Origin of the sequence: Streptomyces sp. NPDC047515, assembly GCF_040643055.1 — a bacterium.
GTDB lineage: Bacteria > Actinomycetota > Actinomycetes > Streptomycetales > Streptomycetaceae > Streptomyces.
Window position 1 is genome coordinate 80,857 of sequence record NZ_JBEYTM010000011.1, and the last position, 21,045, is coordinate 101,901.

Annotated in this window: 13 protein-coding genes; 3 read left to right on the forward strand and 10 right to left on the reverse strand. The window is 70.7% G+C overall.

Features of this window, described 5'->3' with window-relative positions; all coding sequences use genetic code 11:
• Positions 1-5: 5 nt before the first annotated feature.
• Positions 6-1,418 carry an aminopeptidase P family protein gene (locus ABZ826_RS12255; protein ID WP_361446167.1) on the reverse strand — a complete coding sequence of 471 codons (1,413 nt, stop codon included), beginning with the start codon at positions 1,416-1,418 and terminating at the stop codon, positions 6-8.
• 218 nt (positions 1,419-1,636) lie between these two features.
• Here ABZ826_RS12255 and ABZ826_RS12260 point away from each other — a divergent pair, with 218 nt between their 5' ends.
• Positions 1,637-2,620 (forward strand): helix-turn-helix transcriptional regulator, encoded by a 984-nt coding sequence (locus tag ABZ826_RS12260; protein WP_361446169.1) that lies wholly within the window; start codon positions 1,637-1,639, stop codon positions 2,618-2,620.
• Between the two features lie 279 nt (positions 2,621-2,899).
• Here the strand turns inward: ABZ826_RS12260 and ABZ826_RS12265 are convergent, their stop codons facing one another.
• Both ABZ826_RS12265 and ABZ826_RS12270 read right to left on the reverse strand, forming a co-directional pair.
• Positions 2,900-3,916 (reverse strand): LacI family DNA-binding transcriptional regulator, encoded by a 1,017-nt coding sequence (locus ABZ826_RS12265; RefSeq protein ID WP_361446171.1) that lies wholly within the window; start codon positions 3,914-3,916, stop codon positions 2,900-2,902.
• Positions 3,917-4,238: 322 nt separating this feature from the next.
• Positions 4,239-6,272 (reverse strand): beta-galactosidase, encoded by a 2,034-nt coding sequence (locus ABZ826_RS12270; RefSeq protein WP_361446173.1) that lies wholly within the window; start codon positions 6,270-6,272, stop codon positions 4,239-4,241.
• 305 nt (positions 6,273-6,577) lie between these two features.
• Between ABZ826_RS12270 and ABZ826_RS12275 the strand changes: the two genes are divergently transcribed.
• On the forward strand, positions 6,578-7,360 hold the full coding sequence (locus tag ABZ826_RS12275; protein ID WP_361446175.1) for an SDR family oxidoreductase: 783 nt from the start codon (positions 6,578-6,580) through the stop codon (positions 7,358-7,360).
• A gap of 41 nt (positions 7,361-7,401) precedes the next feature.
• Positions 7,402-8,259, forward strand: coding sequence for an SMP-30/gluconolactonase/LRE family protein (locus ABZ826_RS12280; protein ID WP_361446177.1), 858 nt, complete (start codon positions 7,402-7,404; stop codon positions 8,257-8,259).
• Between the two features lie 230 nt (positions 8,260-8,489).
• Here the strand turns inward: ABZ826_RS12280 and ABZ826_RS12285 are convergent, their stop codons facing one another.
• The 7 genes from ABZ826_RS12285 to ABZ826_RS12315 form a co-directional block, all read right to left on the reverse strand.
• The gene (locus tag ABZ826_RS12285) at positions 8,490-9,314 is read right to left on the reverse strand and encodes an NAD(P)-dependent oxidoreductase (protein WP_361446179.1); all 825 of its coding nucleotides are present in this window, start codon (positions 9,312-9,314) and stop codon (positions 8,490-8,492) included.
• Entirely contained in the window at positions 9,311-13,330 is a 4,020-nt protein-coding gene (locus tag ABZ826_RS12290) for a fibronectin type III domain-containing protein (protein WP_361446181.1), read from the reverse strand. The genes ABZ826_RS12285 and ABZ826_RS12290 overlap by 4 nt, the downstream gene beginning before the upstream one ends.
• Positions 13,327-14,280, reverse strand: coding sequence for a carbohydrate ABC transporter permease (locus ABZ826_RS12295; protein ID WP_361446183.1), 954 nt, complete (start codon positions 14,278-14,280; stop codon positions 13,327-13,329). The genes ABZ826_RS12290 and ABZ826_RS12295 overlap by 4 nt, the downstream gene beginning before the upstream one ends.
• Positions 14,277-15,176 carry a sugar ABC transporter permease gene (locus ABZ826_RS12300; protein WP_361446185.1) on the reverse strand — a complete coding sequence of 300 codons (900 nt, stop codon included), beginning with the start codon at positions 15,174-15,176 and terminating at the stop codon, positions 14,277-14,279. The genes ABZ826_RS12295 and ABZ826_RS12300 overlap by 4 nt, the downstream gene beginning before the upstream one ends.
• A gap of 29 nt (positions 15,177-15,205) precedes the next feature.
• Entirely contained in the window at positions 15,206-16,564 is a 1,359-nt protein-coding gene (locus tag ABZ826_RS12305; RefSeq protein WP_361446187.1) for an extracellular solute-binding protein, read from the reverse strand.
• A gap of 25 nt (positions 16,565-16,589) precedes the next feature.
• Positions 16,590-17,861 carry an enolase C-terminal domain-like protein gene (locus ABZ826_RS12310; protein ID WP_361446189.1) on the reverse strand — a complete coding sequence of 424 codons (1,272 nt, stop codon included), beginning with the start codon at positions 17,859-17,861 and terminating at the stop codon, positions 16,590-16,592.
• 278 nt (positions 17,862-18,139) lie between these two features.
• Positions 18,140-20,968 (reverse strand): hypothetical protein, encoded by a 2,829-nt coding sequence (locus ABZ826_RS12315; RefSeq protein WP_361446191.1) that lies wholly within the window; start codon positions 20,966-20,968, stop codon positions 18,140-18,142.
• Between the last annotated feature and the right edge of the window lie 77 nt (positions 20,969-21,045).

The following is a 21,045-nucleotide window of genomic DNA, read 5'->3' on the forward strand; positions in this document are numbered from 1 at the left end:
CGTGCTCAGCCCGCGAACCGGGCCATCCACGCCTCGACGTCGTCCGCCGACCGCGGCAGGCCGGCCGACAGGTTCTCGTGACCGTCGTCGGTGACGACCAGGTCGTCCTCGATCCGGACGCCGATGCCGCGCCACTCCTCGGGCACGGTGAGGTCGTCCGGCTGGAAGTACAGACCGGGTTCGACGGTGAGCACCATGCCCGGCTCCAGCACGCCGTCGACGTACTCCTCGTGCCGGGCCTCCGCGCAGTCGTGGACGTCCAGACCGAGCATGTGACCGGTGCCCGCCATGGTGAAGCGACGCTGGAGGCCGAGTTCGTACGCGCGGTCGGCCGGGCCTTCGATGAAGCCCCACTCGACCAGCCGGCCTGCCAGGTGGCGCTGGGACGCCTCGTGGAAGTCACGGTACGCGGCACCCGGCTTGACGGCGGCCATGCCGGCCTCCTGGGCCTCGTACACCGCGTCGTACACCTTGCGCTGCAGGGGCGTGAAGGTTCCGCTGATCGGCAGCGTGCGCGTGACGTCGGCGGTGTAGAGGGTGTGGGTCTCCACGCCGGCGTCGAGCAGGAGGAGGTCCCCCGGGCGCACCGGACCGTCGTTGTCCGTCCAGTGCATGATGGTGGCGTGCTCACCCGCGGCGCAGATCGAGCCGTAGCCCACGGAGTTCCCTTCGAGGCGTGCACGGCGGAAGAACGTGCCCTCGATCCACCGCTCGGACGACGCGACCGCCCGGGAGAGCTCACCGATCACATCGGTGAAGCCGCGCACGGTGGAGTCCACAGCTTTGCGGAGCTCGGCGATCTCCCAGTCGTCCTTGACGATGCGGAGATCACTGAGCGCCTCTTCCAGTTCGGCGTCGCGCTCCTCCTCGGTGGTGACGACGGCCTCCAGGGACGGGTCGACGCCGCGGACGATCCGGGTCGGCGCACCGGAGGCGGTGGACAGGTCGTGGGCCGCCGTGCGGACGTCGCGGCAGGGCAGGCCGAGCACGAGCTCCGACTCGGCGAGGGAGCGGCGCCGGCCCATCCACAGCTCCGCCGTGGCGCCGATCCAGAATTCGTCGTTGTCCCTGCTGTCCCGCGGCAGCTGGTAGCAGTAGGCGTCGTGGCCGCCGTCGGCCCGGGGTTCGAGGACGAGCGCGCCGTCCCGGGCCCGGTCTCCGGTCATGTGCACGTAGCCCGAGTACGGGCGGAACGGGTAGGTGTCGTCGTTCGAACGCACCTTGAGATTCCCCGAGGGGATCACCAGGCGTTCGCCGGGGAAGCGCGCGGAGAGCGCGGCACGGCGGCGGGCCGCGTACGGAGCCTGCTCGCCGAGCTTCAGGTCGTGCCGTTCGGTGTCCGCCCATCCCGTCCGCATCAGGGCGGACAGTTCCTCGGAGATCCCTGAGTAGAGACCGTTCTTTCGGGCCTTCGCCACGTCATACACCTTCTTCTGGGTGGGTTCCTCGGCGGCGAGGGGCAGCCGGAGCCCTGCGGACAGGCCGAGCCCCCTCCCGGTGCGGTCCGGACGCCCTCGCTGCCGCCGGTCGCCGGCGGCTCTCGGACGTTATCCCGCACCGCACGCCTTTGGCGCCGAAGACCGCCACTGGCACAGATCGGCCACAGCGGCGCGAGGAGTCGTCGATAATCCGGCGTATGACGAACGCGAAACTCGGCGAGGCGCTTCGGCTTCTGGGAATCGATCACGCGGCGGGCCAGGTCTATCTGACGCTGCTGGAGCTGGCCCCCGCTCCGTTGAGTGCGATCGGAACCGCGGCCGGCCTGGGCGATGCGGAACTCGCCACGGCGTACGGCGCACTGGTGGACGCAGGTCTGGCCAGTGCCGCCGAGGAGGGCGAGGACGTGGTGGCTCCGGTTCCGCCCGCCGCGGGCCTGGAGATCCTCGCCCGGCACCGGGCGGCCGAGGTCGAGGAGTCGCGCATCGCCGTCGGGGGCGCGTTCGAGACGTTCCGGCGTCAGCGGCTGGCCGCGTACAACGACAATCTCGTCGAGGTCGTCACCGGCGACGCCATCGGGCCCAGGATTCGTCATGCTTGGGCGAGCGCCCGCGATCAGATCCGGCAGTTCGAGTCACCGCCGTACTTCCCGTTGTCGGGGGCCACGGACGACGCGCTGGCCACGCTCGCCCGCGGGGTGACGCAGCGTGTCGTGTACTCGCGGGAGTCGCTGGAGCATCCGGGCCATCTGAAGGAGGTCGTCGAACCGTGCATCAAGGCCGGCGAGCAGGCCAGGGTGGCGCCGTCGGTGCCGGTCAAACTCGTGATCATCGACGAGGCGTACGCGCTCGTGTCGTTGTCGATCAAAGAGGCCGACGTGCACAACACCATGCTGGTCGTGCAGCCGTGCGGCCTGCTCTCCGCACTCGTGGCACTGTTCGAGCAGTCCTGGCAGAGTGCTCTGCCGTTCCACGGCCGCACCACCCGCCCAGGCGGCCTGCCGCCCGCCGACCGCCGCGTGCTGTGGCTCCTCGCCGGCGGAGCGAGCGACGACGTCATCGCCCGTGAGATGGGAATCAGTCGCCGCACCCTGTACCGCCGCCTGCAGATCCTGATGGCTCAGCTGGGCGCCGAGAACCGCTTCCAGCTGGCCTTGCAGGCCCAGCGCTGTGGATGGTTGTGACCGGCCGCCTGTGGACGCGACGGCAGCTCGCCACCGCAGAGCCCACACGGCCGCGTCCACGGCCGAACGGACTCGGCCCGCCACGCGCGCCGGGCCGGTCCTCGCCGTGGACCCTAGGGCCGGATCGGACGGGGTCGTGCTGGTGGTGAGGGGAATTCCGAAGGGCTGACCTTTTTTGACGGGGTCGGGTCGCCCGGAGGATCCCGCCTCCGCGCGACCCGACCCCGCGTCTGCTCAAGGCCGCTGCGAAGCTTGTCCGGGCGGCCCCGCACTCGGCGGTCAACGAGCGAGGTTGCGCAGGCCGCACGGGCCGTCTTCCGGATCCGGCCGCTCGGATCCCCTGAGGACGAGCCGAGTGGGGAACACTCGGGTGACGAACTCCGAGCTGTCGCCATTGAGTCGGGCGATCATCAACTCGGCCGCCGTGCGCCCCATCAGCTCGATGTCCTGGCTCACCACCGACACCGGAGGGCTGCCGAGCAGCGCCGTCTCGAAGTCGTCGAAGCCGATCAGCGGCAGCCGCCGACCGGCCTGCCGGAACGCGAGCAACGCACCGATCGTCGCACGGTTGTTGGCCGCGAAGACGGCATCGGCCGAGCCGTCGCGCAGCAGCGCGCCGACCGCGCGCTGCGCCTGCTCCCTGGTGTGGGCCGTCGTGATCGTGGGCGTGTCGGCCCCCCGGATCCCCGCCTCGGCGAGCGCCGCGGCGCATCCGGCGTACCGTTCGCGCATGGTGTGGATGCCGGGCGAGTCGCCGACATAGGCGATGCGCCGCGCACCGGAGCGGCAGAGCGCCCAGGTCGCCTCGCGGGCCCCTCCCCCGTTGTCGGCGAGAACCGTGTCGGCGGCCGGGTACGGCGTGGGCCGGTCGAGAAAGACCAGCGGAGGGATGGGCGACGCGACCTCGGACCAGTCACGGGCCGAGTGCTGCGGTGGTACGACGATCAGGCCGTCCACCCGCTGTTCCATGAGCCGGTCGACCAGGCGATCGTGCCGCGGCCCCTCCTCGTTGGAACTCGCGATCGTGACGAGGTAGCCCGCGGCGTCCGCCACGCTCTCGACCGCGCCGGCGAGGGTGGAGTAGTAGGGGTTGGCGAGATCGCTGATGACCAGGCCGATGGTCCTGCCGGTCCGGCCGGGCCGGATGCTCGCCGCCGAGAGGTTGCGGCGGTAGCCCAGCTCCACGATCGCCGCGCTGATCCGGGCCGCGAGCTCGGGATCGATGTTCGTCGCCCCGTTGACGTGACGCGAGACGGTCTTCAGGCTCACGCGTGCTTCGCGGGCGACGTCGTTCATCGTGGGATTGCGCGGCACTGCTCTCTCTCCGGCCGAAGACTGTTGGCGGTCGATCGTAGTAGGCCGTGTCCGACGGGCGTCTCGCGCCAGGCGGAGATGTGCCGGACACGGCCTGGGGCGGGGCGGCGAGGCCGGGTGCGCTCAGCGGTCCACGGGCGGTCGGGCCGATGCGCGGGCGGCTCGGCCGGGCGGACCGGTGGGCTCAACGAGCGGCACACGTACGGCCGGTCCGGCCAGGTGCCCTCGGCGAGCGCACCCTGACCGCCTGTGCCGCCGGTGCGCGCAGCGAGCCCGCACCGTACGGCCAGTACGTCCGATGCGCTCAGCGGGCCCGTCTGAGGACCCGCGCCCCGCCCGCCGGCACCGGGACGCCGTCCTCGTGCACCGATCCGTCCAGGAGGTCGGTCCCTCCGCCGGGAACGGTCGCTTCGGTGTCGCCGTGATTGATGAGGAAGACGTAGTCATGACCGGCCGAACGGCGCGTCACGGCCTCGACGCCGCTTCCGGCCAAAACCGCTGTCCCCCCGGACCGCTTCACGAGCCGACCCACCAGACGCGCACGCGCGTCGGCGTCCAACTCCACGCCCACGTACCAGGCTTCCCCCTCGCCCCGGTACGCGCGGGTGATCGCCGGTGCGCCCGCGAAGTCGCCGCCCCCGTACCAGCAGACCGCTTCCGCGTCGGTGAGATCGATCTCCTCGCTCCAGGTGGCGACCCGTGCCGGCCCCGTGACCCCGTCGATGTCGACGAAGTCCCCGTCCACCATCGGCGCGAACTCCTCCACACGCATGCCGAGCAGTTCGCGGAACGCTCCGGGATAGCCGCCGGGCCGCACCCGGTCGAGCGGATCGACGATGCCCGAGAAGTAGGTGACGAGCACAGTCGCCCCCGCGTGCACGGCAGCGGTGAGCGCCGCCACGTCCCGGTCGCTGACCAGGTAGAGCATGGGCACGATGATCAGCCGGTAGTCCGACAGGTCGGCCGACGGAGGAACGATGTCGACGGTGACGCCCGCGTCCCGCAGACTCCCGTACCACCCGAGGGCGGACTCCATGTACGACAGACCGTTGTGCGGATGCGACTCGCGGTCGGCCGCCCACCACGACTCCTCACAGAAGAGCAGCGCGCAGTCCGCCGCCACCCGGCTGCCGAGCACCTCGGCACAGCGTGCCAGCTCCGCGCCGAGCGCCTTCACTTCCCGGAACTTCCTGCTGCCGGACCCGGCGTGCGGGAGCATCGCGGAGTGGAACCGCTCGGCGCCCGCACGCGCGGCCCGCCACTGGAAGAAGCAGATGCCGTCGGATCCGCGGGCGAAGTGGGCCAGCACGTCCCGCCGGAGCTGCCCCGGGCGCTTCGCGGGGTTGACCGGGCGCCAGCTCGTGGCACCCGTGGCCGTCTCCATCAGCAGCCACGGCTTCCCCCGGGACAGTCCGCGGGCCCGGTCGGCCGAGAAGGACAGCTCGGCCTGGGCGTCGGACGTCGGTCTCAGGTAGTGATCGCCGGCGACGAGATCCACATCATCGGTCCACGAGCTGTAGTTCATGTTCTTCCCGGCGTCGAAGAGCACCAGGTTCGTGGTGACCGGCACCTCGGGCGTGACGCGCCGCAGGACGGCCGTCTCGGCCCGCAACTGCGCACGCAGCTGGTCGGAGCTGAACCGGTCGAAGTCCAGCACCTGTGTCGGGTTGGAATCGGTGAACGTCACCCGTGGCGGCTGGATCTGTTCCCATGCCGAGTACGTCTGGCTCCACGCACTGGTCGTCCACGCGGCGTTCAGCTCGTCCAGTGAGTCCCCGTAGCGCACTCTCAGCCAGTTCCGGAAGGCCACGGCGCTCGCTTCGCCGTAGCACCGGGAGTTGTGGCCGCCGAGTTCGTTGGAGACATGCCACAGCGCGAGTGCCGGGTGTTCGCCGTAGCGCTCCGCCATCTTCTCCACCAGCACGAGCGAGTGCTCGCGGTAGATCCGTGACGACGGCGACCAGGCCTGGCGACCGCCCTGCGCCATCGTCCGCCCCTGCCGGTCGACGGGCAGCACCTCGGGAAACCGCGTGGTGAGCCACGGCGGGGGCGATGCGGTGGCCGTGGCGAGATCGACGGCTATGTCGCCCGCGTGCAGCAGGTCGAGCAGCCGGTCCAGCCAGCCGAAGTTCCACCGGTCGGGTTCCGGCTGCAACGTCGACCAGGCGAAGACACCCACGGTGACCAGATTGACTCCGGCCTCGCGCATCAGCCGGACGTCCTCGGGCCATACGCCCTCGTCCCACTGTTCGGGGTTGTAGTCGCCGCCGAACGCCACGGGTTCCCCGCCGAACCGGGCAATGACGTTGGCAGGCCATCTGATCCACTCTGCCCTCACGAGCTTCTTCTCCTCACCGCCCGACGAACGAGCGCCCACGCGAACGACCCCGACACGGCATCGAGCGACAGCCGAGCGCGGCCGAGGAACACCGCCCGAAAGTGCGCCGGAGTGCGGAACGGCCACAGACTAGCGGGCTGAGACAACGTTGTTTAGAGTGAAGCCGACGTCACCGGAACGCAGTTCGCCCGGCCGTCCGTGCGGTGGTCATCAGCAGAAACCGCCCGTCACAGCTGCCCCTGGATCATGTCGACGGCGGGGCTCGGCCAGGCATGAGGCCCAGGAACACATCGAGGGAGGGGAACGTGGCGGAGTTCGACGGCAAGGTCGCCATCGTCACCGGTGGATTCAGCGGTATCGGAGGCGCGACGGCCCGGGTGCTCGCCGCACGCGGGGCGACGGTCGTGGCGGCCGGCATCCCGCCGAAGGGCGCGCACGAGGAACTGCCTCCCGGTGTCGAACGCATCGAAGTCGACGTCACCGACGAGGCCGCCACCGCCCGACTCGTCACCCAGGTCGTGGCGGCGCACGGCGGGCTCGACATCCTCGTCGCCGCAGCCGGGATCCAGCGCTACGGCGTCGCGGCGGAGACCGACGCCGACGAGTGGAACGAGGTGCTCGCGGTCAACGTGACCGGCGCCTTCCACGCCGTCAAGCACGCACTCCCCCACCTGCGTGCCCGGGGGGCGGGCTCGATCGTGATCGTCTCCTCCGTGCAGGCCTTCGTCACGCAGACCGCCGTCGCCGCCTACACCACCAGCAAAGGGGCGCTCAACGCGCTCGCCCGGTCGATCGCCATCGACGAGGCGAAGAACGGGATCAGGGCCAACGCGGTCTGTCCCGCGTCGGTGGACACCCCGATGCTGCGCGCCTCCGCCCGCTCCTTCTCCGACGGCAGTGACCGGGGTACGCAGGAGCTGGTCGAGTCCTGGGGACGGATGCATCCGCTCGGGCGGGTGGCGCGACCGGACGAGGTCGCGGAGGCGATCGCCTTCCTGGCCGGGGACCGGGCCAGCTTCATCACCGGCGTCTCGCTGCCCGTCGACGGCGGGCTGCTCGCCAACGCGGCGGTAGTACTTCCCGGTTGAGGGCGGACGTCTCGACCGCAGGCGACGACGGAGGACTTCCGATGACGGCCAGGATCGCGATCGTCGGCAGTGCCAGGGTGGGCGAGGGGCCGGTCTGGGACGCCGCGCTCCGGCGCCTGCACTGGGTGGACATCCCCGCCGGGCACATCCACACCAGCGACCCGGTCACCGGCCGGACCACCGGTTTACGGCTGCCGACACAGGTCGGCGCCGCGGTGCCCCGACGCGGCGGAGGCTTCGTGGCGGCGACGGCCGAGGGGTTCGCGAGCGTCGACGCCGACGGCTCGATGACCACCCGGCACGCGTTCCTGCCCGACGGCGAACGCATGAACGATGCGAAGTGCGACCGGCACGGACGGTTCTGGGCCGGCAGCACGGCGATCGACTTCCGGCCGGGCCGCGGTGCCCTGCACGTCCTGCTGCCCGACTGGACAAGCCGGGTGGTCCTCGAAGGGCTCGCTCTGCCCAACGGGCTCGGCTGGAGCCCCGATGGCCGCACCTTCTACCTCGCCGACTCGATCGCGGGCGAGATCTACGCCTTCGACACCACCGACGAAGAACCGTGGATAAGCCGTCGACGCACACTGTTCCGGCTTCCCGCGCGCACGGGCCTGCCGGACGGACTCACCGTCGACGCGGACGGGTGTCTGTGGGTCGCGGTGTGGGGCGGGGCGCGGGTGGCACGGATCTCCCCCGACGGCGACCTGCTCGGCGAGGTCCCGCTGCCCGTGCGCCAGCCGTCCTCCTGCACGTTCGGCGGACCCCGCCTCGACGCGCTGTACGTCACCTCGGCCCGGGAGGGTCTGGAACTCTCGGGCGACGACCCGGCGGGGTCCGTCTTCGTCGTCGACGGGACGGGCGGCGCCGTCGGGCTGCCTGCGGACACGTTCGTCGGCTGAGCCGATCGGCCGGGCAGGGCCGGGGCGCGGCGTGACCGACGACCGCGCGGGCACGACCCCCGCTCGGCGGCCGGGCGTGGTCGCGGAGCGTCCGGACCCGGCGTTCCCACCGGCGGACCGGCCGCAGAGGCCGCCCGAGTGTTCCCGGCCCGGACGGGCCTACCGGGCCGTCCGGGACAACGTTGCCTGCTCATCGCAGGCCCGGCCCCGATCGGCCGGGCCCCCGGTCGTCAGCCGAGCGGCATCGTGCAGAAGCCGGCGCCGACGCGGAAGTTGCGGGGCGCTGCGGGGGCGAGGTCCGTCGGGCCGAAGCTCCCGGAGCCGAGGATCGACGCCAGGTGGTGTTCCGCGTCGTCCTCGGGTCGGTACCCGATCGCCTCCGCCTCCTCCAGCGACCACCATCGGCGGGTGTTGCGGGAGATGCCCCACAGGATGCGGAACGCGGCGGGCTCGGCCTGCAGGCATGCCTCGACGAGCCGGGCCGCGTCACCCGGCGACAGCCAGGCGGCCAGGTCCTCGGGGGCGAGCGGACGCGGCCGGAACGCACCGATGCGCAGACAGGTGACGTCGAGGCCGAATCGGGAGTGGTACAGGCTGCCCAGCGCCTCGATCGCGGCCTTGCTGACCCCGTAGTAGGTGTCCGGGCACGGCGGTACGGCGGCGGGCAGGACGCCGTCGGTCGCGTCGTCCCGGGTGTGGAACCCCGCGGCGTGAATGCTCGACGCGAGCACCACGCGGCGAACGCCCTGCCTCCGTGCTGCTTCGAGGACCCGCCGGGTGCCGTCGATGTTGATGTCGGCGATCCGCTCCCATGACGTCTCCCCCGCCAGCCCGCCCAGGTGGAGTACCGCGTCGACGTCCTGGCAGGCCGCGTCGATCGCGTCCTGGTCGGTGAAGGACGCCCGGACGGTCTCCACGTCCTCCTCCGGTCCGGCCGGTTCGGTCTCCGTGACGTCCAGGAGGCGCAGGGTCCGGCCTTCGCGGACCAGGCGCGGGCGCAGCTCGCGGCCGATGCGGCCCGCGGCCCCGGTGACCAGGATCCGTTGCTCGATCACGGCGTCTCCCCGGCCCGGGGGTCGACGGCAGGCGTCTCCGGGGGCGCTACCTGGTGGGCGTAGGGGCGCGGGGTCGCGGACGCGGGCACGTAGGGCGGCTGGTTGTAGGTGTGCTGTCGGCGGAAGGCGAGATCAATCGGTGGACTCCAGTGCCGCCAACTTCCTGGTTCCGTGTCCACGGCTGTCGACCTCGGGCCGACGCCGTTGCCGTTCTCGGCCGCGACGGCGTACTCGTACACGGTCACGTCCGCCGGGCGGCCCCTCCCCGGTTCGTCACGTCCGGGGACGACCCCGGGCGCGTGATCGATGTGGCGGAACCCGAATCCGGCGAAGACCTCGTGGTAGGTGGTTTCGCCCTTGCGGCGCCGGTAGAGCCGGTACCCGCCGGCCCCCAGCACCTCGCCCCATGTGGCGGTGACCGTGCCGTGGCCGAGCCGGAGTCTGAGCCCGTCCGGCGGATCGGGTGCCCGGCGGCTCGGGTGCACGGGGTAGTCGGCGCCAGGAGCGGCCTGTCGCCGACTGTTCCGGGCGATGACGCGGACGTGACGTTTCTCGTCCTCGGCAAGTCCGGTCAGATGGACGGGACTTCGTTCCGTCTCCGCGGCCGTCGCCCAGGTGTGGCCGCCGTCGGAGCTGAGCTGGACGGTGTAGCGGTCCGCTGCGGCTGCCGCGCAGAAGTGCACGAGCACGCCGTCGCCGACGGTCTCGGTGCGCACGACCTGCGAGGACGGTGGCCGCGGCTGTCCGTCCGTCAGCTCCCAGTGGTGGCGGCCTCGGGGCAGGGCGACGGTGATCGTGTCCTGCGACTCGGTGAGGAGGCGTGCCGGCTCGCCGTCGATGTGGAAGCGGGCCGCCGCGGCGAGCCCGCCGGGGACGTGCAGGCTCACCGAACTGTCCGACGGGGCGTGGTAGACGCCCCGGGCCTCGTTGGGGTCCCGGTAGTCGAGGCTGATGCCGAGATCGTCGTCCCCGGTGGTCAGGAGGAGCTCGGGGGTTCCCAGGGCGCTCCCGTGGAAGAGGGTCAGTTGCCGCAGGCCGTCGTCGAAGAGCCGGATGGTCCCGGCCGTCCCCGAGAAGCGCAGCCCCTGCTCGGCGACGTCGACCGTCTTCGGTTCGTAGTGCGCGGACGCCTCGTGCCGGAACACGAAGTCCAGGCTGTGCGGGGTCCGGATCCGGGCGCCCCAGGGGGTCGAGTGGGCGGGGGCGACTTCCAGATCGTCGCGGTGGCTCACGACGGCCAGCGTGTTGCCGTTCGCGCCGTCGGCCCTTCCTTCCAGGCGCACGCCCCGGGAGACGTCGGTCACGAACGCGCCGTCGAGGGCGCCGTCCGTACGCACGCCGCGGACCACGTGGATGAACGGCATCCGCTCGGCGAGGTGCGGAAAGCTGTTGGCGTCGTGGCCGGTGGCCTCGGTCAGCGCGGACCATGTCCACACCATGCGCCGGCCCGCGGCGAACGCGTCGTAGGTGACGAGGTAGTCGCTGCCGACGAGCAGGACGCTGCGGCTCAGATAGAGGCCTCCCACCGGGCCGTCCGGGTCGGAGACGATCTCCGCGTACTGCGTGCCGCCCAGGTCGTGGAGGGGCCGGTCCAGGGTGTTCTGGCCGATCGAACGGTACGCGCCGTCCTTCCAGACCGCGCAGGAGGTGGCGAAGGTGGCGTCGGGGGCCCTGCGGTCCCCGGCGTCCTCGGGGCCGTGGCCGCTGAAGGAGTGCCCCGCGGCGTAGTAGTAGATGTGCCCGCTGCCGTTGTCGTCGGCTATCCCCCAGCGGTAGTTGGGGCCGCGGTCCACCTGTTGGAGGAAGACCGCGACCTCGCCGGGCCGGTCGACATCGGCGCGCAGCGTGACACCGTATCCGGTGTACTTCGAGCTCCTCAGCCGCGGATTGGTCCCCCGATCGCCGGTGGACCGCACCGTGACCCGCCACGGGTCCGGCGCACCGGGCGGGCTGTCGAGCCGGTGGGCGAATTCATCGCTTCCCCACAGCAGATGCTCCGCAAGGAGTGGACGGTAGCGACGCAGGGCCTCGCCGAGGAGGCGCATCTCGATGGGCGGGCGCCGGGGCCAGAAGGCGTGGGCCCCCTGCGCGGGGTGCAGGCGGCGGAGTTCGCCGTCTGCACCGGTCTCGACCGGGGCGGTCAGGGCGTTCACCAGCCAGTCGCCGACGGCCGCGAGCTCCGGTGTGGCCAGGCGGTTGCGGCCGTCGGCCAGCCGACCGAGGAAGTTGCCCTGGGTGACCGGGCGCAGGAAGGCCCACACGTAGGTGGCCAGGCTCTCGGTCCAGCGGCCGGCCCGCGACCCGTGGGCCGGCAGCGCCGGTCTGGTGTGGAAGACGCCGGCCAGTTCGACGAACTTCTCGAACTGGTCGAGCCACTCCGGTGCTGCCTCGTGGTCGGGGAACAGCCAGGCGAGGCAGGCGAGCGCCGCCTTGCCGTCGGCGAGGAAGTTCGGGTGACCCGCGATCATGCGGCGCAGCGGGCCGATCTCCTCGCCGGCTGAGACGTGGGCGGTCAGCAGCAGCAGCGCGTCGGCCCGTTCGCGGTCCGTCCCTTCGAGCCGCTCGGCGAGACGGTCGTACCCGTCGAGCAGCCGGTCGTAGAGCGGGCGTTGCCCGATGTTGAGGTAGCCGGGGTGTTCGTTGACCCCGTGGGCGATGAGACTCGGGCCCTCCGGTCCGGTGAAGAGCGCCGCGGTGAGGTCGTCGGGCGAGTCCAGTTCGCCTTCGGAGCACAGCGTGGCGGGGCGCCTTCCCGAGTAGGTCAGACTCCAGTCCTTGACGCGGTCCAGGCTGAGCGTGCCCTGCCAGTGATGGAGGTGGCGCACGTACGAGGACGGGTACCGGGTGCCCTTCTGGTCGCGCAGTACTTCGAGGTCGCGTTCGTGGTCGTAGAAGGCGATCGCCGTCCGGCGGGTCCCGGAGCGCAGGGGCCAGGTCCAGTGGAGTACGCCGTCGTGGCGGAAGCGGAGCTGGAGGTGGTCCGCGGAGGCCCAGGACGCGTATACGCGGTCGTCCCACCCGGCGTGGTCGAGGAGGAGGACACCCATCGCATCGCCTCCCTCCGCGTCCCAGAACGTGGCGTGCGGGCGGATGTTCCACGCGTAGCTCGGGGCGTAGGGGCCGACGGTGAAGGCGAAGTCGGTGTCCGGCCTCTCCCTGCCGCCGGGCCCGGAGAACGACGGGTCCTCTCCGCTGTCGTCGAGCACGATCGGCTCGTCGATGCCGAGCCAGTGGTACAACTGCGGTGATTCCGGGTCGGCGTGGTCGTCGGCACACTGCGAGAACGGCCAGGTGGACGAGAAGCGGTGGGTCGGTGCCACACCGTCCCAGCTCAGTTCCCATGCCGTCGTGCCGGAGTCGAGCGCCGCCATCTCCTCGGTCACGTCGACGAATTCGCAGCCCTGCAGGCAGTCGACCGTGACCGTATAGGCGGCCTTGCCGGTGAACTGGTAGCGCAGTTCGTGCCTGACGAACAGCGGACCGGCTTCCACGAGCCGTACTTCCAGGTGTTCGAGCTGCTCGGTGCCACAGCGCACGGCGGACCTTCCCACCCAGCCGCGCCCTCGGTCGAGCTGGAGGACGGGGCCCGGTACGGCGTCGGCGGCGAACCGGCCCGAGGAGGGCAGCCGGATCCGGAGCGCTCCGCCGTCGACGACGGTGGACGTGTCGTCCTCGGTGATCCGGACCGGTCGCGGAACGTGGGCCGTCGGCACCGATGGATCGGCGCACAGGATGAATTCGCGCGTCGCGCCGGAAGGCAGGTCGGCGAAGAAGCAGACGACGGCGTACGTCAGGTGGCCGTCCGCCGCGTTCACCCGGGAGAGCTGAAAGGGCACCGACCGCCCCGTCTCGTCGACCAGCCGGAGCTGCTCGGCGCGGAGCGACGGGGCGGCCCAGCGCACCGGATGGTGCAGCAGGGTCCTGGGCCAGGCGAAATCCGGGTGGTGCAGCGGGTCGGCGAGCCGGAACCGCACCCGGTCCCCGCCCGCGGGCCAGGAGGTGACCTGGGCGGTCATGATCCGTCCTCCTCCTCGGCCTGGACGACGGGCGCTCCGGCAACGCCCTGCGTGCCGAGCGCCGCGCCGCCAGCGACGCCTTCGACGAGGTGGCGCTGGAGCAGCACGAACAGGAGCAGGATGGGTGCGGCCACGATGAACGTGCCGGCGGCGATGAGCGGCCAGTTCTGCGTGTACTCGCCGAAGAACGAGTACAGCCCGCGGGTGACGGGCCACAGGGACGCGTCGGACAGCATGACCAGCGGCAGGATGAGGTTGTTCCAGGCGTGCACAAAACCGAAGATGGCGAAGGCGGCCAGGGCGGGCTTCATCTGCGGGATGATCATCGTGAAGATGAACCGTACGTACCCGCAGCCGTCCAGCGCGGCGGCCTCGTCGATCTCGCGCGGAATCCCCTTGATGTAGCCGACGAAGAAGAAGAACCCCGCGCCCGACAGGCTGGTCAGGATCAGATACCCGGCCATGCTGTTGTACAGGTGGAGCGACTGCGCCTCGATGAACAGCGGGATCAGGCCGCCGGGCAGGAACCCGGAGAAGATGAAGAACGTGTACAGCGCGTTGGAGCGTTTGAAGTAGCCGCGGGAGATCGGGAACGCCAGGAAGACCCCGAGGATCAGGGTGACCGTGTCGGGGATGATCGCGTAGATCAGGCTGTTGATCATCTGGCGCCCGAAGTGGCCCTGGTTCCACGCGGCGGAGAAGCTGTCCGTGGTCCATGGGTGCGGCAGCCCGGTCGGGTCCTGGAGAAAACCGGTGTAGGTTTTGAACCCCTGGATCAGCATGTACACCAGCGGCACGGCGAACAGCACGGCGGCGATCGCGAAGCACAGCAGATTGACCCCGGCGGACTTGATCGGCCTGCCCGCTGTCAGGGACGTCCAGCGCCGTGGGCCGCTGCCGCCGGTGGTGTCCTGACCGGTCCGTTCGAGCACGGCGGAGGATGGCTTCACAGCGAGACCTCCCGTCGGCGCAGGGTGAACAGCAGACCGGCGCCGATCACCACGGTCAGGACGAACTGCAGCATCGCGAGCATCGAGCCGTAGCCGAGTTGGGCGTCGCCGCCGAACGCCGACTGGAACATGTACAGGCCCAGGGTCTTGGTGCCGAAGTTGCCGCCGGTGAGGACCATGATCAGCGCGTATTCGCCCAGGGTTCCCATCGCGGTCAGGAACACGATCACTGTGGTGGCCGGGGCCAGCAGGGGCCAGGTCACGTGCCGGAACACCCGCAGGCGTCCGGCGCCGTCCATGGCCGCCGCCTCGTAGACCGCCGGCGGGATGTTCCGCAGCCCGGCGATGTAGATGAGCATCGTGTAGCCGGAGAACATCCACACGTTCACCAGGATCACCAGGGGCAGGGCCAGCGACGTCGACCCGAGGAACGCCGTCGTGGTGCCGAGGATGCCGTGCACCACCGTCTCCGCCGGGCCCGAGTACGGGTCGAGCAGCAGGGAGAAGATCGCGCCGACCACCGCGACCGAGAAGATCTGCGGCATGAAGATGATCGCGCGGTAGAGCGTGTAGAACCTTCCGGGCCGGTTCAGCAGCAGGGCGAGCCCCAGGCCGGCCGCCGTCTGGAGCACGGTCACGCCGACCACGTAGATCAGCGTCGTCCGGACCGCGTCCCCGACCACGGACGAGAGCGAGGTGAAGGCAGCCTGATAGTTGCACAGGCCGCAGACGTTCAGGGGCGTGCCCGGCAGCCCGGAGTACCTGGTGAAGGAGTATCCGATGGTGGCGAGTGACGGGTAGAGCCCGAACAGCAGCCAGCCGGCGCCGGGGATCGCGATGCTGGCCCAGGGGATGAACCGCCGCGTCCGCCGGGTTCCGAAGGGGCAGCGTGCCACGCTGAGCCTCCTTTCCGTGGGTGCGTTTGTTACTTGTCGACCGACTTGCGGTAGGCCGATGCCGCGCGGGACAGGATGGTGTCGACGCTGTCGCCGCCGATCGGCGCGAGCTTGTACAGATCGGGACCGGCCGCGTCGAGGGGTGCCCCGGCCGGGACCCACGGGTTGGTGAGCTGCGGGTAGGCGTCGTCCATGTGGTCGTTGAGCCAGTCCATCCACGGCAGGCTGGTGTTCTTCAGCGCCGGCTGGGTGGAGATGGAGCCGGTCGCGGCCAGCCACTTCTTGTAGTTCTCGGGCTCGGAGAACATCGCGAGCCACTCCATCGCCAGGTCCTTGTGGGTCGCCGCGGACGGGACCACCCAGCTCAGGTCCGGCTTGAACGCGACACGGTTGGCCGCGGCGTCATCCGTGCCCGGCAGGACGAAGAACCCGATGTCGAGCTTCGGGTTGGCCTGCTGGAGGGCCGCTCCGTCCCAGGAACCGTCGAGCAGGAACGGGTAGTTGTCGGTCCGCGCCGCCCACACCCCGGGCGCGGTCTGCTGGGACACGCCCGAGGCACCGGGCTCGATGTGCCGCATGACCTTCTGGTGCTGCTGCGAGATCTTCTTGTAGACCGGGTCGTCCCAGGACTGTGTGCCCTTCCAGAACGCGGTGGCCCGGTCCTCGGACACCTTGACGGACTCCGAGGACTGACGCCCCTTCATGATCATCTGGTTGGCGATGCCCTGCCACACGCCGCCGTGCATGCCGTCCTTCGCCGACACGAAGATCGGCGTCACTCCTGCCTTCTTGAGGGTCTCGCAGTCGTCCAGGAACTCCTGGAACGTCGTGGGGACGGACATGTGGTACTTCTTGAGCAGGTCCTTCTTGTACCAGAGTGCGCCCGCGCCGACGTACTCCGCGGCCATCACGCCGTAGACGCCGCCCTTGTAACCGACCGCGGCGGCCTGGTCCGCCGCGTCGTAGCGCTTCATGAACGGCTGGTCCTTCAGGTCGGTCAGCTGTCCCGACGTGATGAGCGCGGCCGATCCGCCGGGCTTGAGGTCGGTGTACTCGGGTGCGTAACCCTGTTGGGTCGGGGCGAACTGGGCGAGGACGTCCACCGACTTGGAGTGCAGCATGCTGTTCCACAGCTGCTGCCAGGCGCCGTTGGCGGTCGGCGCCGTCTGCAGCTTGACGGTGACGCCCGGATGCGCCTTCTCGAACTTGGCGTTGAGCTCCTTGGTGAACTCGACGGCGCCGGGGTTGGTCCACTCCGCGACGGTCAGCGTGACGTTCTGCTTGGCTCCGCCGCCGCCGTTTCCGGAGGACGGGGTGGTGCAGGCGCCGAGTACCGTGGCCAGGCAGACGGCCGCGGCGAGGATCGTGAAGGGTGTACGGGGTCTCATGGGTCGGGCTCCTTCGGGCGGTCGGTCAGGGGCGTTGGAGGGCACCGTCGGCTCGTCGCGGCGGCTTCCACACACCACCGGGGGCGGGGAACCGGGGCGGGTACTTCAGGGCAAGGCGTTCGTCGAAGTCGACGCCGAGTCCGGGTGCGGTGCTCGGCCACAGGTGGCCGTCGTGGATCTCGGGGCAGCCGGGGAACACCTCCCGCGCGGCGGCCCCGAACAGGTGCTGCTCCTGGATCCCGAAGTTCGGGCAGGCCAGGTCCAGGGCCAGGTTGGCGGCATGGCCGATGGGCGAGACGTCACCGGGGCCGTGCCACGCGGTCCGCACGCCGAACAGTTCGCACGCGCCCGCGAGCCGCCAGGCCGGGGTGATGCCTCCGATGGCGGAGATGTGGACGCGGATGAAGTCGCACAGCCGCTCCTGGACCACGGGCCGGTACTCGGCGGGGTTGGTGAACAGTTCGCCGATGGCGATGGGAGTCACGGTCCGGCTGCGCAGGGTGCGGAGCCACTCGATGTCCTCCGGCGCGACCGGGTCCTCCAGATAGAACAGGTCGTACGGCTCCAGATCCTTCGCGAGCCGCACGGCGTCGGTGGGGTGCACCCGCTCGTGGACGTCGTGGATCAACTCGACCTCGGAGCTCAGCTCCTGGCGCAGGTGCCCGAACAACGCGCCTACGGTGCGCCGGTACGCCGCCGGGTCCCAGGCGTTCGGGGTCAGGGGCGGGCGGGAACCGACCGGGGCCTCGGCGGCCGGCGCTCCGTAGGTGCCCGCGCCGGGCACGGCCACCTGACAGCGCACGTGCCGGTAGCCCTGGGACATCAGGTCGCGTACGTCGTCGGCGACCTCCTCGGCGTCCCGGCCCTGGGCGTGCGCGTACAGGGGAACCGCGGTACGGCATCGGCCGCCGAGAAGCTGCCACACCGGGACACCGGCCTGCTTCCCCTTGATGTCCCACAGCGCCATGTCCACCCCGGACAGCGCGTTGTTGAGCACCGGGCCGGAGCGCCAGTAGCCACTGACGTGCAGGGTCGACGCGATGTCGGTGATGTCGGCGGGGTCGCGCCCGATCAGCTGCGGCGCCAGGTACTCGTCGACCGCGGTGGCGACCGCCGCCGCCCGCTGGGTGAAGGTGGCGCAGCCCAGTCCGTACAGTCCGGGTTCGCTGGTGTCGACCCGGACGACGACGAGCGTCGTACCGGCCGGTGCGGTGAGGATGGCCCGGACCGAGGTGATCCGGACGCCGGAGGGCTGCGCCCATGGCGGCTCGATGGGCTTGTCGGGGGTGTCGCTCACGGGTGTGGCTCCTGGTTCTGGCCGGCGCTCGCCACGCGTGCGAGCGCCGGGCCGACGGATACAGCTGGTCCACGCTGGGTCCGGTTCCTCGGCCGGGAAGGCGGGCCGTGTTCGTGCCGGTTCCTCGGCCGGGATCGCCGGTCGTCCTCGATCCGGGTCCTCGGTCCGGTTCCTGGCTGTGTGCGCGGGGCGTCGCGCGGCGGGTGGGGAGTCCGGCGTCGGAGCCGCCCGGCCGCCGGACTCCCGCGGAGCGGGTGCCGCGGATGGCCTGGCGCCGCTCAGCGCCCGATGCCCCACCGGGTGTCCACGCGACCGCCGGTGAACTGTGCGCCGGTGCCCCAGAACGGGGCGAAGTTGTAGCAGCCCGACGTCGGGGGCTCCGACTGCGTCGTCCAGTAGGTGGCTCCGTGACCGGTCGTTCCGGCGTCCTGCACCTGGACGGCGAACGTGGCCGGGGTGACGCTCCCGGGACGCGCGGCTCTCACCTCGGCTGCCAGTTCAGGGAGTTGGCTCCAGGCGAGTGCGATCTCGTATCGGGTCGACTTGTTGGCGTCGTCCCTGGAGACGAGCACCCGGCCCTCGGTGCCGTCGGCCTGCCCTGCGTCCATCGGGCCGAGCGGCGTCGGGAGCACCGCGTTGGTCGGGTAGAAGGTCTGGTAGTTGGTGCCGGGCGCCAGCTGCCGGTGCAGCTCGGAACGGCCTCCGGTGGCCAGGGTGGCGACGTACAGGTGCGAGATCGACCGCAGGCACTTCTCGTAGTGCGGGTCGCCGGCCAACAGGTCCTCGGTCTTGTCGGCCGTGGCGTCGAAGGCCAGTTGGACGCTGTCCGCCTGGAACGGGAACTTGTACTCGTCGACCGTGAACGCCGGGTTCGACACCTGGAGATCGTCTCCGACCAGGGCCCTGACGTACAGGAAGGCATCGTCCCAGGCGGCCTGGAACGAGTAGGTCTTGCTGTCACCGGCCGCGGTCACGCTGGTCATCGTCACCGGTATGACGTCGTTCCACTGGCTGGCGCTCCCGCCGACGGTGATGTGCCGGAACGGGAGATAGGCGACCTGGACGGTCTGCGATCCGCTCTGGTGGAAGCCCGGCCGGTGAGCCACGGTGACGTCGTATCCGACGGTGTACCGGTTCGTCTCGTCGGCCTCGAACTTCGTGACGGGGAAGGAGACGACGCGGGTCTCCCCGGGCTTGATCCCGTTGACCGGCACCGTCCGCCGCCCCACCCGCCAGCCCGTCGGCGGGGTGATCCCGAGCGAGGCGTCCAGCGCCTTCGGCGTGACGTTCTCCACCCGTACGTCGATGGTACTCGTCGAGTCCAGCGGCTTCATGAAGGACAGTGGGCTGACGTGCAGCGGCGTGGTGTAGTCGAAGCGCGCGCCGTCGGTCAGTGCCTTGCGGAGCGCGGCCGGTGACAGGTCGCTGTCGAAGTACACGGCCTCCCACGGCTTCAGCGTCAGCGTGACACGGGACGACCTGCCGTCGGTGAGCCGGCGCCCGAGGTAGTCGTAGGCGCGGATGCCGCGGGCGTCGTTCAGGGTGAGGGTGCCGGTGTGACCGGCGCTCTGGTGCTCGTCGGTGCCGTCGTAGAGCTGGTCGGCGTAGACGGCGGCCCTGCCCTTGCCGTCCGCGCCGCGGAAGAGGAATCCCCATGTGGACTTCGCGTCGGGGTACAACTCCTCCTGCAGAACGGAGTCTTCGAGCAGGTTCGTCATCGTGGCGTAGGCGACCACCACGGGCCGCGGCGTCCTGGTCGTCGCGTCGTAGATGTTGAAGTCGTCGCCCGAGTAGCCCTTGTCGTAGGACAGGGAGAACCAGAAGATCCGGATGGCGGTGTCCTCTTCGGCACCGGCGAGCATGTGCAGCAGATAGGTGGGGGCCAGCGTCCGGGCCACCCCGTAGGCGGCCTCCTCGGGAGGCAGGTCGGCGAAGTTGTAGCGGGTGGCGGTGCCCAGCTCGGTCTGCCACTGCCCGGCGCGCCCCTTCGTCCGCGACCAGAGCTTGTCCATCTTGATCTGCGTCTTGGCCATCGCGTACTGCGTGGCGTCGGGGTAGCCGTAGGCGTGGTTGACCGAACCGTCGATGTAGCCGGTGTCCTTGGAGCCCTGGGCATAGACGATGTCACGGTTGTACGAGACCGAACCGCCGCCGATCAGGTTCAGGTCCGGGTACTCCGGCTTCAGCCGTTCCCAGATCATCCGGCACATGTCCCGGTAGTCCTGTGCGTCGCCGGTCTTCCAGGTCCAGCCATGGACCCACGGCTCGTTCCACAGCTCCCAGTTGGGGACCAGGTCCTGCAACGGAGCGATCGCGTGGCAGACCATCTCGACATGGGCGGTCATGTCCTTGGGCCGGTTCTGGTAGAGCTTGAGCGGCTCGCCGTTCGGGCCCGGCTGGACGTTCCAGGACATGTTGTAGTTGATGCCGCCGAGGGTCTCGATCCCGTGCTCGTGCCAGTCGGCTATCTCGGCTCGGGCGACATCGATCTGGGGCTGCTGCCAGAACACCCCCGCTTTCGGGGACACGGTGTCGGGCTGGACGGAGGCGATGCCCCGGGTCCACTTCACCCCGATGCGCTGCGCGATCTGCTTGGTGATCGCCGGGGTGGATTCCGGCCGGATGCCCATGCCGAACACCGACTGCGGACGCCGTCCGGCGACCGTGGGCCGGATCACGCCGAGCCCGACGCTCTGCGCGAGCAACTGCGTCCCGGCCGAGTCCGTGACGGTCACGGTGACCAGGTAGTAGTCGGGGCCGAGCGGGCCGAGCGGGATCGTGAGGGTGCTCGGGGCGCCCGCCGCCACCTCGAAGGACTCCGTTCCGCTTCCGGGGGTCTGGTTCCGGGCCGAGACGGACCAGACGGCGGTTCCGCTCAGCGCGGTGGGGCTGCTCACGGAGACCAGCAGGTCGGGGGTTGCCGGGGTGTCTCCGTCGACCGGGTAGAGCCCGGTCGGGTCGGAGAAGGCGAGGGTGACCGTGGGTCCCGCCGCCGCGGCCTGCGGGGCGGCCGCTCCAGCGGCCTGGGCGCGCGGCGCCAGAACGCCGGTGGCCGCTGCTCCGAGGACGGTCGCCGCCCCCAGGCCCACGAGTGTGCGACGGGACATCTCGCCGGGAGCCGGCGATTCCGCGGTGGTACGAGGACGTCGATCTTGACTGTTCGACACGAGCGGACCTCTCCAGA

Excerpts from the sequence above, each read along its gene's own strand:
- ABZ826_RS12260 (WP_361446169.1), top strand. The coding sequence starts at position 1,637 with ATGACGAACGCGAAACTCGGCGAGGCGCTTCGGCTTCTGGGAATCGAT.
- ABZ826_RS12265 (WP_361446171.1), bottom strand. The coding sequence starts at position 3,916 with ATGAACGACGTCGCCCGCGAAGCACGCGTGAGCCTGAAGACCGTCTCG.
- ABZ826_RS12280 (WP_361446177.1), top strand. The coding sequence starts at position 7,402 with ATGACGGCCAGGATCGCGATCGTCGGCAGTGCCAGGGTGGGCGAGGGG.
- ABZ826_RS12290 (WP_361446181.1), bottom strand. The coding sequence starts at position 13,330 with ATGACCGCCCAGGTCACCTCCTGGCCCGCGGGCGGGGACCGGGTGCGG.
- ABZ826_RS12305 (WP_361446187.1), bottom strand. The coding sequence starts at position 16,564 with ATGAGACCCCGTACACCCTTCACGATCCTCGCCGCGGCCGTCTGCCTG.
- ABZ826_RS12315 (WP_361446191.1), bottom strand. The coding sequence starts at position 20,968 with ATGTCCCGTCGCACACTCGTGGGCCTGGGGGCGGCGACCGTCCTCGGA.